The organism is Pedobacter gandavensis, assembly GCF_032677645.1.
GTDB classification, from domain to species: domain Bacteria; phylum Bacteroidota; class Bacteroidia; order Sphingobacteriales; family Sphingobacteriaceae; genus Pedobacter; species Pedobacter gandavensis_A.
The window spans coordinates 428,600-443,644 of the sequence record NZ_JAVTSB010000003.1 but is presented as its reverse complement, the minus strand read 5'-3'; the positions used below and the strand labels follow the sequence as shown (position 1 = coordinate 443,644).

General features: G+C 41.0%; 11 protein-coding genes. 4 read left to right on the top strand and 7 right to left on the bottom strand.

Going from position 1 to position 15,045, the window contains the following annotated elements; translation table 11 throughout:
- Nucleotides 1-50 precede the first annotated feature (50 nt).
- A complete protein-coding gene (locus tag R2Q66_RS07715; RefSeq protein WP_316747502.1) occupies nt 51-983 on the bottom strand; it encodes an aspartate carbamoyltransferase catalytic subunit in 933 nt (310 codons plus the stop codon).
- A 1-nt stretch (nt 984) separates the two neighbouring features.
- Entirely contained in the window at nt 985-1,533 is a 549-nt protein-coding gene (pyrR, locus tag R2Q66_RS07710) for a bifunctional pyr operon transcriptional regulator/uracil phosphoribosyltransferase PyrR (RefSeq protein WP_316747500.1), read from the bottom strand.
- Between the two features lie 228 nt (nt 1,534-1,761).
- Here pyrR and R2Q66_RS07705 point away from each other — a divergent pair, with 228 nt between their 5' ends.
- On the top strand, nt 1,762-2,160 hold the full coding sequence (locus tag R2Q66_RS07705; RefSeq protein ID WP_316747498.1) for a thiol-disulfide oxidoreductase DCC family protein: 399 nt from the start codon (nt 1,762-1,764) through the stop codon (nt 2,158-2,160).
- A gap of 32 nt (nt 2,161-2,192) precedes the next feature.
- On the opposite strand, the gene R2Q66_RS07700 is transcribed toward R2Q66_RS07705, so the two are convergent.
- From R2Q66_RS07700 to R2Q66_RS07690, 3 genes are all read right to left on the bottom strand, one after another.
- Nucleotides 2,193-3,830: a beta-N-acetylhexosaminidase gene (locus R2Q66_RS07700; RefSeq protein ID WP_316747496.1), complete on the bottom strand. Its 1,638-nt coding sequence runs from the start codon at nt 3,828-3,830 to the stop codon at nt 2,193-2,195.
- 86 nt (nt 3,831-3,916) lie between these two features.
- Complete coding sequence (gene rpsA, locus R2Q66_RS07695) at nt 3,917-5,851, bottom strand: 30S ribosomal protein S1 (RefSeq protein ID WP_265841660.1); 1,935 nt, start codon at nt 5,849-5,851, stop codon at nt 3,917-3,919.
- A 124-nt stretch (nt 5,852-5,975) separates the two neighbouring features.
- Nucleotides 5,976-6,947 (bottom strand): AraC family transcriptional regulator, encoded by a 972-nt coding sequence (locus R2Q66_RS07690; RefSeq protein ID WP_316747493.1) that lies wholly within the window; start codon nt 6,945-6,947, stop codon nt 5,976-5,978.
- A gap of 75 nt (nt 6,948-7,022) precedes the next feature.
- Between R2Q66_RS07690 and R2Q66_RS07685 the strand changes: the two genes are divergently transcribed.
- The 3 genes from R2Q66_RS07685 to R2Q66_RS07675 all read left to right on the top strand — a co-directional run bounded on the left by R2Q66_RS07685 (nt 7,023) and on the right by R2Q66_RS07675 (nt 13,134).
- A complete protein-coding gene (locus R2Q66_RS07685; RefSeq protein WP_316747490.1) occupies nt 7,023-10,076 on the top strand; it encodes a SusC/RagA family TonB-linked outer membrane protein in 3,054 nt (1,017 codons plus the stop codon).
- Between the two features lie 36 nt (nt 10,077-10,112).
- On the top strand, nt 10,113-11,627 hold the full coding sequence (locus tag R2Q66_RS07680) for a SusD/RagB family nutrient-binding outer membrane lipoprotein (RefSeq protein WP_316747488.1): 1,515 nt from the start codon (nt 10,113-10,115) through the stop codon (nt 11,625-11,627).
- Between the two features lie 106 nt (nt 11,628-11,733).
- Nucleotides 11,734-13,134: a PepSY-associated TM helix domain-containing protein gene (locus R2Q66_RS07675; RefSeq protein ID WP_316747486.1), complete on the top strand. Its 1,401-nt coding sequence runs from the start codon at nt 11,734-11,736 to the stop codon at nt 13,132-13,134.
- Here the strand turns inward: R2Q66_RS07675 and R2Q66_RS07670 are convergent.
- Both R2Q66_RS07670 and R2Q66_RS07665 read right to left on the bottom strand, forming a co-directional pair.
- Nucleotides 13,115-14,089, bottom strand: a complete 975-nt coding sequence (locus R2Q66_RS07670; protein ID WP_316747483.1) for a GlxA family transcriptional regulator — start codon at nt 14,087-14,089, stop codon at nt 13,115-13,117. The genes R2Q66_RS07675 and R2Q66_RS07670 overlap by 20 nt on opposite strands.
- A 294-nt stretch (nt 14,090-14,383) precedes the next feature.
- Nucleotides 14,384-14,845: an Lrp/AsnC family transcriptional regulator gene (locus tag R2Q66_RS07665; protein ID WP_265841666.1), complete on the bottom strand. Its 462-nt coding sequence runs from the start codon at nt 14,843-14,845 to the stop codon at nt 14,384-14,386.
- Between the last annotated feature and the right edge of the window lie 200 nt (nt 14,846-15,045).

Sequence of the window (15,045 nt, the reverse complement as noted above, 5' to 3'; positions counted from 1 at the left end):
TGGCTTTAACGAAAAGAAAACAAGAATGTTATAAAAAACTTTCCGAAGTTTTAATCTCTTTGAGAAGCAAGCAGATAAAGTACCGCCATTCTCACAGCAACACCGTTTTCTACCTGTTCAAGGATGATTGATTGCTTACTATCGGCCACATCACTGGTGATCTCTACGCCACGGTTAATCGGGCCAGGGTGCATGACAATGATTTCTTTATCCAGGTTGTCCAGGATTTGCTTGTTTAAGCCATACATCATGGCATATTCCCTTTGGGAAGGGAAGTATTTGATGTCTTGTCTTTCCAGCTGGATGCGTAGCATATTGGCTACATCGCACCAGTTTAAAGCTTTGACGAGGTTGTGTTCTACTTTTACACCTAAACTCTCAATGTGTTTGGGAATCAAGGTGGTTGGGCCGCATACCATCACTTCTGCGCCTAGCTTTTGCAGGCAAAGGATGTTAGATATGGCAACTCTGGAGTGTAAAATATCCCCTACAATCACTACTTTTTTACCTTCCACATCACCTAGTTTCTGGCGGATAGAGAAGGCATCTAAAAGTGCTTGTGTTGGATGTTCATGTGCGCCGTCGCCAGCGTTCACGATTTGTGCATTGACATGTTTGCTCAGGAACTGACCAGCTCCGGCATAAGGGTGTCTCATCACCACCAGGTCCACTTTCATGGCCAGGATATTATTTACCGTATCAATCAGCGTTTCTCCTTTACTTACTGAAGAGGAAGAAGCAGCAAAATTGATCGTATCCGCAGAAAGTCTCTTTTCTGCAAGTTCAAAAGACAGTTTTGTACGTGTTGAATTTTCAAAGAAAATATTCGCAATCGTGATGTCTCTCAATGCAGGGACCTTTTTGATCGGCCTGTTGATGACATCTTTAAAATTATCTGCAGTTTGTAAGATCAATTCAATATCATTTCGGTTAATGTCTTTGATACCTAAAAGATGTCGGGTTGATAATTTTTCTTCTGCCATGTTATTTATTGCTTTCTGATATTAAGATTACTTTGTCTTCTCCTTCTGTTTCTTTCCAACTCACTTTCACGTGTTGTGAATTTAAGCTGTCTACCTGTTGGCCGATATAATCGGGTTCAATAGGTAGGTGCCTTGAAAAACGCCTGTCGATCAAGACCATGAGTTCTACTCGTGCAGGTCGGCCGTAAGCCAATAATGCATCCATGGCAGAACGTATGGTACGTCCGGTCCACAATACATCATCGATGAGGATTACGTTCATCCCTTCAATAATAAAATCTATGGTGTTGGCGTTGGCGGCTACGAGGCCGTCCTTCCTTCTAAAATCATCACGGAAGAAGGTAATGTCAAGATTGCCTTTCTTTATCGTGGTTTTCTTAAGGATTTGGGACAGTTCATTTTGCACTCTATCGGCAAAATAACTGCCTCTTGGCTGAATGCCAATTAAAACAGTATTTGAAAAATCGTTATGGTTCTCAATTAATTGATGACAAAGTCTCTTAATTGTGATCTGGAATTTCTGACCGTCTAGCAGGGTTCTTTTTTGCATTGACTAAAGGATTGGTCAAATATAACAAAATGTTCCAACTCTGTAAAGTTGAAACCGGAATTTTTGCATCAGTTTTTAGGAATAAGAATAGATACCCATCCTAAAATCCTTTAAGTGTCTTATTTATAAAACTATAGATTCCCTGCCCGAATTAAAAATTATCTTTGTCCTATTCCAGTATCGGAACAATGTTTGAATAAGGATACTCTTTAAGGTAAAAGCAGGCAAATGGATGAGAATAGAGAACACGGAGTGATATTTTTTGACGGGATTTGTAATCTATGTAATCATACTGTGCAGTTCATTATCAACAGAGATCAGCAGGATTATTTTCGTTTTGCAGCATTGCAAAGCGATGCCGCAAAAGCGGAACCGGCAATACTGAACAATGGGTTGAACACTATTGTGCTCCTGGAGGGAGGGAAAGCCTATTACCGTTCTACCGCTGCATTGCGCATCGCCAAAAGACTTGGCGGACTATGGCCAATGCTTTACGGTCTGATCATCATTCCGCCGTTTATCAGAGATTTTTTCTATCAGCTGATTTCAAAAAACAGGTACCGCATTTGGGGTAAGCAGGACAGCTGCATGATTCCATCACCGGAGCTAAAATCAAAATTCCTGTAAAGAGCTCCAGTAAAATCTCCTTTAGAAAGCTGCTATAACGCGTACTTCTTACTATATCTGATTCCCATAAAATCATACCTTCTCAATTGCTGCTTCAGCCTTTTCTGAAAATCAGGAAAGCTGCGTTTCGACTTCGGACTCCATAACACTTCACTTAAAGCATCTAATCTTGGAAAGAGCATATACTCCACGTTCGCTGGATTAGTGATGTATTCTGTCCATAAGTTACCTTGCGCACCCCAGATGTATTTGGCTTCCGCAGACGTCAGTATAGCAGGCACAGGCTCATAATTGTAGACATTAGCCAATGGCACATACCGGGAAGCGGTTAGAGAATCTTCCTTTAAAAACTGGGAATGGTTAAAATACATGAAGTTTTCAGGTGTCATGATCACCTTATGTTTTTGTTTTGCAGCGGCGATACCACCTTTTTCTCCGCGCCAGCTCATCACAATAGCATTGGGAGCGAGGCCACCGTCTAAAATCTCATCCCAACCGATGATTGTTTTTCCTTTGCTGTTCACAAACTTTTCAATCCTATGGATGAAATAACTCTGCAAGCCGTTTTCATCTTTTAATCCCTTCTCTTTAATGAGTTGCTGGGAAAAAGCAGATTGCTTCCACCAGATTTTGGAACACTCATCTCCACCGATATGAATGTAAGGGGAGGGGAATAGCGCCATAACCTCTGTAAGCACGTCCTCCATAAAATTAAACGTTTGCTCAGAAGGGAGTAAAACATTGTTGAATTTATTGAAGATACCCCAGGTTTCTGCTACTTTCTTCGGTAGTTTAGGCGTAGTACTCAATTCCGGATAAGCGGCAAGTACGGCCATGCTATGACCAGGCATTTCAATTTCAGGAATAATGGTGATGTAGCGGTCTGCCGCATACTTGATCACCTCTTTTACTTCCGCCTGGGTGTAATAACCGCCATGTCTGATGCCATCGTTTCCTTTTCCGGGATATAGACCGATAATGGAACCATCTCTCCAGGCACCAACAGTAGTTAAGCGGGGGTATTTTTTAATCTCAATGCGCCAGCCATGATCATCGGTTAAATGCCAGTGAAAATAATTCAGCTTATGCATGGCCAGATAATCAATGTACTTTTTAACAAAATCCACGTTAAAAAAATGTCTGCTTACATCCAGGTGCATCCCGCGGTAAGCGAATCGTGGATAATCGGTAATGCTGACTGCCTTTGCCTGTAAAGGAAGCGGTTTTGCAGAAGGAGGCAGCAGCTGGATCAGCGTTTGAATCCCATAAAACACACCTGCCGGCGAAGGGGAACGAATGGTTACAGCAACATTTAAAACATCTAGTTTATAGCGCTCCGGATTGTCCGGGGTTTTAGCTAAAGCCATGGAAGCAGGACTTTCCTGAATCAGGTTAATCACATTCTTTCTGTTGGCATCGGCCAGCGTAGTCAGTGTCAGCTCCAGAAAATAATGTTTTTTCACAAAGTTGATGAAGAATTCTGCGGAAGGCCGAAGACTACTGTCGCTGATAAAAACCTGCGTACGCTGATTGGCGATGGTAAAATTATCAGTTGCTTTCCCTGTTTTCATTTCCACAGGTTGTGGGATTAAAGCAGGGGCAGGGTATTGTGCAAAGCTATTCAGCTGAAGGCAAAGCAATACGCTCAGGATGGAAATAAAGGCTCTCATAGAAGATAAAACGGGGGTATCGGGTTAAAATAGCAAAAAAAAAGGCATCCCGTAATGGGATGCCTTTAATATATTAGCTTAAAAGATTATTTAGCTTTGTTTTTGCTTTCTTCACCTTCCATTTGCTCTTTTAATTGAGCAAGTACGCCTAGATCGCCAAGAGTTGATTTCTCAACTGAATCTTTAACTTTCTTAACTGCAGTGTTTGAAGCTTTAGCTTCTTTTTTCTTAGTAGCTCTTTCTTCAGCAACAGCTTCAGCTTTAGCCTCTTCCCAGATACGGGCATGAGAAACAACGATACGTTTAGCATCTTTGTTAAACTCAATGATTTTGAAATCATTAGTTTCTTCAGCTTTGATAGTTGTTCCGTCTTCTTTAGCCATGTGTTTAGTTGGAACGAATCCTTCTACACCATATGGTAAAGCAATAACAGCACCTTTATCAGTTACTTTAACAACAGTACCCTGGTGAATTGAATCTAACGTGAAGATAGTTTCAAAAGTATCCCATGGATTTTCTTCCAGTTGTTTGTGACCTAAGCTCAATTTGCGGCTTTCAACATCTAATTCAAGAACAACTACGTCTAATGTATCACCTACTTTAGTGAATTCGTTAGGGTGGTTAACTTTTTTAGACCATGAAAGATCAGAGATATGGATTAAACCATCAATACCTTCTTCAATTTCCACGAATACACCGAAGTTAGTCATGTTTTTAACTACAGCAGTATGTTTGCTTCCGATAGGATATCTTTCAGCAACATTTTGCCAAGGATCTTGAGTTAATTGCTTAATACCTAAGCTCATTTTGCGTTCGTCTCTGTCTAAAGTTAATACTTCAGCTTCGATTTCATCGCCAACTTTCAAGAATTCTTGTGGGCTACGTAGGTTTTGTGACCAAGACATTTCTGATACGTGGATTAAACCTTCAACACCAGGAATGATTTCTAAGAAAGCTCCGTAATCAGCAACAGTAACAATTTTACCTTTAACCTTAGAACCAACAGCTAAGTTAGTATCTAAAGATTCCCAAGGGTGTGGAGTCAATTGTTTTAATCCTAATGCAATACGTTTTTTCTCATCATCAAAGTCAAGAACAACAACGTTGATTTTCTCATCTAAGCTTAATACTTCTTTTGGATGCTCTATGCGGCCCCAAGAAATATCAGTGATGTGAAGTAAACCATCAACACCACCTAAATCGATGAATACACCGAAATCAGTAATGTTTTTAACAGTTCCTTCTAATACCTGACCTTTTTCAAGTTTAGATACGATCTCAACTTTTTGGCTTTCTAAATCGTCTTCGATTAAGATTTTATGAGAAACTACTACGTTTTTAAACTCATGGTTGATCTTAACAACTTTGAATTCCATTGTTTTACCCACGTATACATCGTAATCGCGGATAGGTTTGATGTCAATTTGTGAACCAGGTAAGAATGCTTCAACACCCATGATGTCAACGATAAGACCACCTTTAGTACGGCTTTTAACAAATCCGTTGATGATTCTGTCATTGTCAAGAGCCTCATTAATAGACTCCCATGATCTTTGGGTTTTAGCTCTTTTACGAGATAAAATCAACTGACCGTTAGCGTCTTCAGGAGCTTCCACGAATACGTCAACAGTGTCACCAATTTTCAAATCAGGTGTATCACGGAACTCAGAAGTAGATACTAATCCGTCAGATTTAAATCCTACGTTTAATACTACGTCTTTATTGTTGATAGATACAACAATACCGCTGATGATTTCACCTTGGTTGATTTGATTGAAAGTATCGGTATACATGTCTTCAAACTTCTTACGGTCTTCATCAGAGTATTTTCCGAAAACTTTATCATCTGCATCCCAATCAAAATCCTGATCAGGTGTTGCTAACGATGATTTGATCTTTTCGATCGAAACTGAATCAGCTTCTGATTCAATGATCTCTTTTTCAGTGAGACGAGCGTCTGCACCTTGTAATTCGGCTTTTTTAGCCTCTAGTTCTTTTTCTGCTACTTGTTTCTTAGCCATTAAAATTTAATCTCCTTTTCCCGTGAGGGACTACAAAGGTATAAATAAAATAATTTAAAGAAAAGAATTTCGTGATAAATGTTGTTGATTTAGAAGAGATTGGCTGAAAAACGGTCGTTTTGTACTATGTAGTGAATAAAACCAGACAGAATTCCGGGTCAAAAACAAGCAGGAACATCTTAATCTTGTTGGGTAGGTAGCCAAAGTATTTTTTAAAGGCACTCGTAAAATGTGTAGCATGTTTATAACCCATCTTTTCCGACACTTCAGACACCCTGGAATCCCCTTGAAGTAACATGGCTTTAGCCTGTTCCATCTTATATTGGTTCAGATATCCGTAAACGGTAGTCCCGTATACCGCCTTAAATTGCTTCTTCAGGTTAAACTCATTAGTGCCTACCATATGTGCCAATGTCCTTAAAGAAAAGGGACGGTCGATGTTCTGAATCAGAATTTCCCGCGCTTCCTGCATTTTATCCAGTTCTTCCTGCTTTAAACGGGGAACAGGTTGCTGTTGCAGCAGCTCCAGCTGGGAAATCTTGATGGCCAGTAACTCAATTACCTTAGATTCCAGAAATAAACGTTCACAAAAGCCAGTATGCGGGGAGTTCTCGAGTCCGTTTAAAATCGCATTGATCTCCGGGGTGATGTGTAAATGCTGTGCCGAGAATAAAATAACGTTTTCAGAGACAAGTTCGCTGGGCGTGTTCATATGAATAGCCGCAGGATGATCTTCCGGTAAATACCGGGATAAGAAAACAGCACTGATCGCTACCTGGATAATCTCATTTGATTCTTCCGCAAAGGCTTCCTGAAAAACAGATTTGCCAGGGCTCCAGAGTAGATTATACTGCTGACTTTCCAGCAGGGGCAAGGCTTCTGATAAGCCTTCCTCTTCAAAAGATAATTTTCCTTTGAGTACGAATATCATTTGATAACCAGCTTGATGTTCAGGCTCCATAAACAAAGAAGGTCTGTTGTCAGTGTTTAACGCAGCTTTTTTCTTCGAATAGCCAATAGTAAGATCCTTAGATCCGTAAAATGAACGTTCCTTTATTTCTCCTTTTAGCGTCATCTGTTCTCCCTTTTGCGTCATCGGCTACTGATATCTTTGCGGCGAAGTTAAAGTTATTAAGATTAAATCTTAATAAAATATCAAAATAATATTTACATGAACAAAACAGCTACCCTAATTATTTTCCTGTTAACGATCTCAACAGGTCTCCTTGCTCAGGTAAGGAAGATCACCGGGAAAGTGATAGATCAAAAGACTGGAGTAACCCTTCCAGGCGCAAGTGTAATCCGCAAATCAACCAATGAGATCGTGAGTACTGACGCAGCAGGTAAATATGCTATCGAGGCCGCAACCGGTGATTTACTGATCTTTTCTTATACTGGCTACGTTACTGTAGAACATAAAGTAACCGCAGAAAAAAACGTGCTGAATGCCTACCTGGAAGATTCCGTAAATCAATTGTCAGAAGTTATGGTTACCGGTGCTTTAGGTATCAAACGCCAGGCTAGGGAATTGGGAACTTCAGCAACGCTGATCTCCAATGAAAACCTAAACCAGGGTAAGGTTGTCAATCCTCTACAAGGACTGGCGAGTAAAGTTGCCGGATTGAGAATCAATATGAACGATGCCACCACGGGTAAAACCGATCAGCTGGTACAAATCAGACTTCGTGGTTCCCGTTCTTTCAACGATGCCAAAAACAATCCGATATACGTAGTAGATGGGGTGCCTGTTCCGGATATCGGACGTCTAAACCCAAATGATATAGAAAATATTACCGTCCTGAAAGGCGCAAATGCAGCAGCATTATACGGCTCAGAAGGCGTCAATGGTGCTTTAATGATCACCACCAAAAAAGGAATCAGGGGTCAGGGATTAGTTAGCTTCTCTAATACCACCACCTTTTCTGACGTTCATTTGTTGCCACCAGCACAAAAACAATTCGGTCAGGGGCAAAATGGCGTGTATTCTCCTACAGAATATGAATCCTGGGGACCGGCATTTGATGGCAGCATCAGAGACCTGGGCTTAAAACTACCAAACGGCGTACAACCAACCGCGTTATATGCTGCACCTTCTAAAGACAACCGCCTGGATATGTTCCAAACCGGTAGAACTTTACAGAATGACCTTTCATTTTCTGGCGGTGATGAAAAATCAACCTACTATTTCTCGGTTCAGAATGTCAATATCAAAGGAGTAATTCCTGGCGATAAAAGCTCCAGAACAGGAGCGAGGTTTAACGGTTCCAGAACTTTTGGCAAATTGAACACCTCTTATAATGTGAACTATATTGCTGCAAACAGGAATACCACGCCAGATGGCCCATGGTATAGCACTTATGTGCAACCGGCAAATCTGGACCTTAAACGCATGAAAAACTGGAGAGATCCAAATTCAGAAGCAAACCCACTCAACTATTATACGGACGCTACTGGCGCAAAAAATCCATTTTTCTTAATGGATAACAACAGAAATACCTCTAATCAGCAAACCGTTAATGGTAAGATCGAACTGGATTATGAATTTACACCATGGTTTTCTGCAATTTACCGCATCGGATTGTACAGTACTTCAGAAGAAAGTAGAGCAACCACGAATAAATTAGCTTCTCCTTCAGGTAACAGGAATGTGAATGGTTCCGTAAACGATGGTAACAACGATTTCCGCAGGGTAAACAGTGATTTAATCCTGAACTTTAAAAAGGATTTCGGGAAATTTACCACCAGATTATTGGTCGGACAAAACATTCGCATGGATGATTCCAAACTGACTGCAGTAGGAAGTGCCAACCTGTTATTCCCGGATTTATTCAATCCTGGTAGCCGTGCCGGTGAGTTAGACGGTTCTGCTTCTCTTACCAAATACAGAGCATTGGGTACTTATGGCGAGTTTACTGCCGGATATAACAACTATTTGTTCCTAACCTTAACGGGTAGAAACGATATGGTTTCGGTTTTGAGCAAAGAAAACCGCTCTTATTTCTACCCTGGTGTAAGTACTTCTTTCGTGTTTACGGAAGCAATTAAGTCTTTAAAAGACAGTAAAGTGCTTTCTTTCGGTAAGATCTTCGCTTCTTACAACAGAACAGGAAACGTAACCCTGGAACCTTATAGCTTAAATAATGCTTATGAGCAGATCAACGGTTTTCCTTTTGGCGGATTAGTAGGGTTTACACCTAACTTAACCAGTCCAAACAGAAATATCAAACCAGAATTTGTGACTTCTTACGAAGTAGGTGCGCAGTTAGGCTTTTTCCAGGACCGCTTAAACTTTGAAGCAGCTTACGTGTATTCAGATTCAGATGGACAGATTTTTGATGCGCCGATTTCAAGTGCTACCGGTTACAACAGTACGATTGTTAACGCAGGGCGATTGACCAATAAAATCATTGAATTAAGTATCAGTGGTGATGTGATCCGTAAAGACGACTTCAGATGGAATGTTGGTTTTAACTTCACACATATTAATAATAAGGTGAAAACTATTTTCGGCGGACAGGAAGAATTCAGAATGTTCAGACAGGCTTATGCCGTAGTTGGACAAAGCTATCCTTTATTAAAGGTGAGTGATTACCAAAGAGACGACCAGGGAAGAGTGATTGTAGATGCGAATGGAAATACAACTACTGTGCCCGACAGCGCGCCGCTTGGCACCATGGTTCCTCCTTATCAGATGGGTTTAAGCACGATGATTAATTTTAAAGGATTTACTGTTGGCGCTCAGTTTGATGCCCGTCTGGGTGGTTGGTTATACTCTGAGGCCGTGCCGAGAATGTATAAAGCAGGTACACATCCAGCTACTGCCGCTTATGGCCGTCAGCCTTTTATCTTCCCGAATTCGGTGATCAATACCGGGACTGCAACCGATCCGGTATATGTAGAAAACAATTCTGTTTATTCTAAAGGCGATAAAGCTTTCTGGAGTTTCCAGGGGGATGTACAAAGAAATACTGCTGCAAAGTCCGACTTCTTTAAACTAAGAGAACTTAGCATCAGCTATGCTTTACCTAAAGCCTTACTGGCGAAACAAAAAGTAATCCGTGAAGCTAGTTTTGGTCTGGTAGGTACCAATTTATTCATCGTCAGACATAAGAGCAATACCTATGGGGACCCTGAATCCTTGTACAATCAAACGGATGGTTACCTGAGTTTCAGACAAATTCCGCCAACCAGAACCTTCGGTTTTAACCTGAATGTTACGTTCTAATTTATTAAAGATATACACGCTGAAGAATAACATATCATGAAGAAAAGTATAAAAATATTCGTTTTTGCGGCCGGCTTATTCAGTCTGACCTCCTGCGAAAAATTCCTGGATGTGAATGACAATCCGAATAAACCAACAGAACAATACCTGATTTTAAGTGCGCGTTTACCTGGCGCTTTAATTAGTACTGTAAACCAGGAGACGATACAAATCAATCAGCTGGCCAGTTTTTGGGCAGGTTACTGGGGGACTACCAAAGAAGCAAACAACCAGTTTTTTAAAGAGAAGACTTATAATGGGGTAGGTATCCGCGGTACCAGAGATGGGATTCCAATCTGGGAAGGCACTTATAATACCTTATTATATTATCAATTGATCAGAGAACAGGCGCAAAAAGAAAATGCACCGTTTTATTCCGGAATTGCTAAAATCATGCAGGGCTGGCACTTTTTGCACCTGGTAGATATCTATAACAACGTTCCTTTTGAGGAGGCATTGAACAGAACACAATATTTGCAACCTAAATATGAAGATGGAAAGACGGTATATGAAAAGTCTGTTCAGCTGATTACCGAAGGGATCAATGAGATTAAGTCGGCTGCTCCGGATCAAAGTCCGGCTAAAGCAGATGTGATCTTTGGTGGCGACAAACAACTCTGGACGAAATTTGCAAATACAGTAAAGTTAAGAGCCCTGATCCGCCAGTCGCAAGCCGGTAATGATGCTTTCATTACAGCAGAGCTGGATAAAATCAAACAGGAAGGAACCGGATTCTTAGGCCTGGGAGAAAGTGCTGCCGCCAAACCGGGTTATATCAATTCTAAAGGTAAAATGAATCCTTATTGGGAAACCAATTACAGAGGCGTAAATGCTTCTGCAACCAACCAGGTGAGCTTGCGTCCAACACAATACCTGATTGATACCTATGCCGGTTTGAAAGACCCAAGATTACCGGCTTTATATGTTAGCATTGATGGTGCTTTTAAAGGGGTGCTTTTTGGAAATCCAAATGCAGATGAGCAGTATGCTGCCAAGAAAACCTCTGCCTTTAAAGGGCCTACTGAAAACAATGGAAAAGCAACTGGTCTTTTCAAAAGCTTTGATCAGCCATTAGTCTTATTGGCTTCTTTTGAAAGTTTATTTCTACAAGCCGAAGCGGCGAACAGAGGCTGGATTTCTGGATCTGATCAGACGTTTTACGAACAGGGAATTGCTGAGTCCTTCAAATATATGGAGGTAAATGCTGGATTATTTACGGCTTACAATGACCAGAAAACAGTGAAATTAACTGAAGTGCCGGCAGATCAACGTATCAAAAGGATTATTGAGCAGAAATGGCTGGCTTTAAACAGCATCAGTAGTCTGGAAGCATGGAGTGATTATAGACGATTAGGCTTCCCTGGGATTCCTAATTCCTTATTGGCTCCTTCGCCAACCGCAAGACCATTAAGATTGATGTATCCGGAGTCGGAGCGCCAAACTAACGCTGCAGAAGCCGGAAAACAAGGTAATGACGACGTAACTGTTGGCAAGATCTGGTGGAATAAATAAGCCAGTCAACAAACAATTAAACCACCCCATAGTAACAAATCCGCAATTATTAAGACTAAGTCTAAATAATTGCGGATTTGTTTTATATTTGTAAAAAATAGCCTTAATGAAACCAACAACACCTAAAAGCGCCTGGCAAAAAACACGTAAATTTTTTAACGACATCCATTTATGGATTGGATTAGGAAGCGGGATCATTGTGATCCTGGTTTGTTTAAGTGGTACCCTGTATGTTTTCAATACAGAATTGAAAGAGATGGCAAATCCTGAATTGTATAAAGTAACTGCTCCGGCAGCTGCAAAACCAATGCCGATTGAGTCGCTGATCAAACAAGTGAAAGAAAGCACAGGAGGGAAAGTAGTTTCTGTAAAAATTCCGGCAGATCCGAACCGGACTTACCAGTTTATGGTAAAGATGAAAGACGGTGATAAAGCCGGGAAAGATAAAAAAGAAGGCATGTTGGCTACTGCGGGAGCAGGAAATGAGCAAGCTGGAAAAGGAAAAGAAGGTAAAGAAAATAGTCAGCGGGAAGGCAAAGGAGAAAAAGGAAAAGGTGGAAAAGACAAAGCTGGAAAAGGTGGCAAGCCTGAAGAAGGTAAACGTCCTTCGGCTTTTGCGGTAAATCCATACACCGGCGAGGTGATTGGTAATATTTCGGAAGTGAAAGGCGCAACGGCTTCTTTCCTGAAAACCATGTTTAGCCTGCATAGATGGTTGTTATTAGATAAAATAGAAAAACCGATTTTCGGTGAACTGGAAAACAGAAAACTGGGAAGTTATATCAGTGGCGCTGCGACCATTCTATTTACGATTGGTGTAATTACCGGAATGGTGATCTGGTTTCCTCAAAGGGTTAAATCATGGAGACAAGGTTTAAAGGTTAAATGGTCTGGAAGCTGGAAAAGAACCAACCACGATTTACACAATAGTTTAGGTTTTTATGCTTGTATATTCTTATTTCTGATGGGGATTACGGGTCCGCAATGGTCCTTCCCATGGTACAGGGAAGCGTTAAGGAAAACTTTGGGTACTTATCAGCCTGAGGGATTTGAGCCGCCTAAAGACCCTGTTTCTACAGTTGTAGCGGGTGCTGCTCCATTAAACCTAAGCGATTACCTTAAAAAAGCGGATGCAGCTTTACCTTATAAAGGTGATTACAGCATCAGTTTAGCCAAAGACTCTGCCTCGGCGATTACGGTGATGAAGAATAGAACAGGATTTTTTGCCCCTGCTGCAGGTGATAAAATACTTTTAGATCAATATACCGGTAGCGTCCTTAAAACGGAAGTGTTTAGCGATAAGCCTTTCAACGAACGTGTTTCCGGTTCTATCAAAGCCCTGCATTTGGGTGATGTATATGGGATGTTTACCAAGATCATTTATTTTCTGGCCTGTCTGATTGCAACCAGTCTGCCGGTTACAGGAACATTGATCTGGCTGAACAAGTTAAAAAAGAAAAGAAAGAAAAAGGTAAAGCAAGTACCTGCTATGCAGCTTTCGGCTTAAACTTATCCCGATAATCTTTAGGTGTCATTCCGGAGTTTTTCTTGAAAAGCTGTCTGAAAGTTTTCAGATCATTATAGCCGGAATCTAACATTACTTCCAGAATACTGAGGTTGGTTTGCTCTAAAAGCTTTTTAGCCGCCTCAATTCTGGTTTTTTGTAAATACTCAATCAGGGTATTTCCGGTAGCCTGTTTAAATCTGCGCACAATATTCCTCCTGCTGGAAGGGATATTATGCAGGATATCTTCAATGGTTACCGATTCTCTATACGCATTTTCAATGCAAAGCTGTGTTTTCGCAACCAGCTCATCCCCATGATCCCTTACCGGATGGAAACTACCAAAATGGCTTTGCTGTTCCCGGTTCATATCAATAGAAAATATCTTGGCAATGTGAATTGCGGTATCGCGGTTACAGTAATTGTGGATCAGCATCAGCATCAAATGAAAGCTACTCGTTGATCCGCCACTGGTATAAATCCCCTGGTCTACCGTAACCACCTTTTCCGGTTTAAAATAAACATCCGGAAAACAGTTGGCAAAGGCACCGCTGGCATTGACATGGGTAGTGGCACTCTTCCCGTTTAACAGGCCTGTAGCGGCTAACAGGAACGCACCAGTACAAAAACTAGCCAGTTCTGCACCTTTCTTATATTGCTGTTGCAACCAGGGCAGGTACTCCATGTTTTGGTGGACGGCAGTATTCAGGTCCGGATTGTCGAAGGCAGGGATTAAAATGAGGTTTTGTTGTCCGGATTCCGATAAGGAAAGGGCATTGTATTTTTCAAAAAGGTTACCTTCTGGTGAAACTGTGGCGTTACGGATCAGGTTGATCTGAAAAAGAGGTTCCCTACCGATTTCTTCATAATAGCGATTCACCGTATCAAACACATCCAGAATCGCGGCTACGCTTAGTAAACGGTATTTTGTGGGGAGTAATAAAGCTACCTGTATCATAGAACTTACGGTTTAGAGGATGCAAATTAGTAAATTATATCTCATAATCAATAAGATAACTACCTGGGTAGCTGGGTTGAAGAGGTGTCACCTTATAGGGCCTTTGTAGGGCCATTATGCAATGTCTGCTCAGTCCCGGATGGTTTATTTGCCTGTAAATGGCGCGGAATTGCCGTACTTACTATCCGGTAGCCAAAAGCAGTATAGCAATGCTATAGCCATTGTCGGGCATTACCGTAATAACAATTGGTGATTAGAAAAGGTTTACCGGAGGGGGTAGGGAAGAATTTGCCTTTAGATCTTGTAACTGGTATCTCTTTTCTCTTCTGACAAGACCAGAAAGCTCTGTACACTGCCTACATTGGGTAATTTAGACAGTTTTCCGCGTAGGAAATCATTGTAACCTTTCATATCCGGAGATACAATTTTAAGGATAAAGTCGAAATTTCCGGTGATATAATAACATTCCCTTACATCTTCAAATTGCACCACTTCTTTTTGGAAAGCACTCAATGCTTCCTCAGAATGGTCGTTCATCTGGATATGGGTAAAGGAAATGATGCTATTACTGCTTTTTTGCAGGTCTACCAAAGCGGTATAGCCTTTAATATAGCCGTTTTGTTCCAGCCATTTTACCCGTTCAAAAATCGGGGAAACACTTTTCCTTAACCTTCTGGCGAGTTCTTTATGCGTCATGCGGGCATCTTCCTGTAACAGGCGCAAAATTCCAAGATGGGTAGGATCTAGTTTAGACATTTTTCAGGAAATAGATTTCTAGCTTAGTGTAGGTGAATTACATAGTAATCTGGCTCAAATATAGTATTATTTATTTTTTATGGAACATTTCCGCTCTTTCCGCTAAAGGATAGTGTATAAGATACCTTAACCCCTTAAAAAAGAAGAAAGTAAGGAAATTAAATTCTGCCATATCACCAGTGTGGAATTGCTACCCAAAA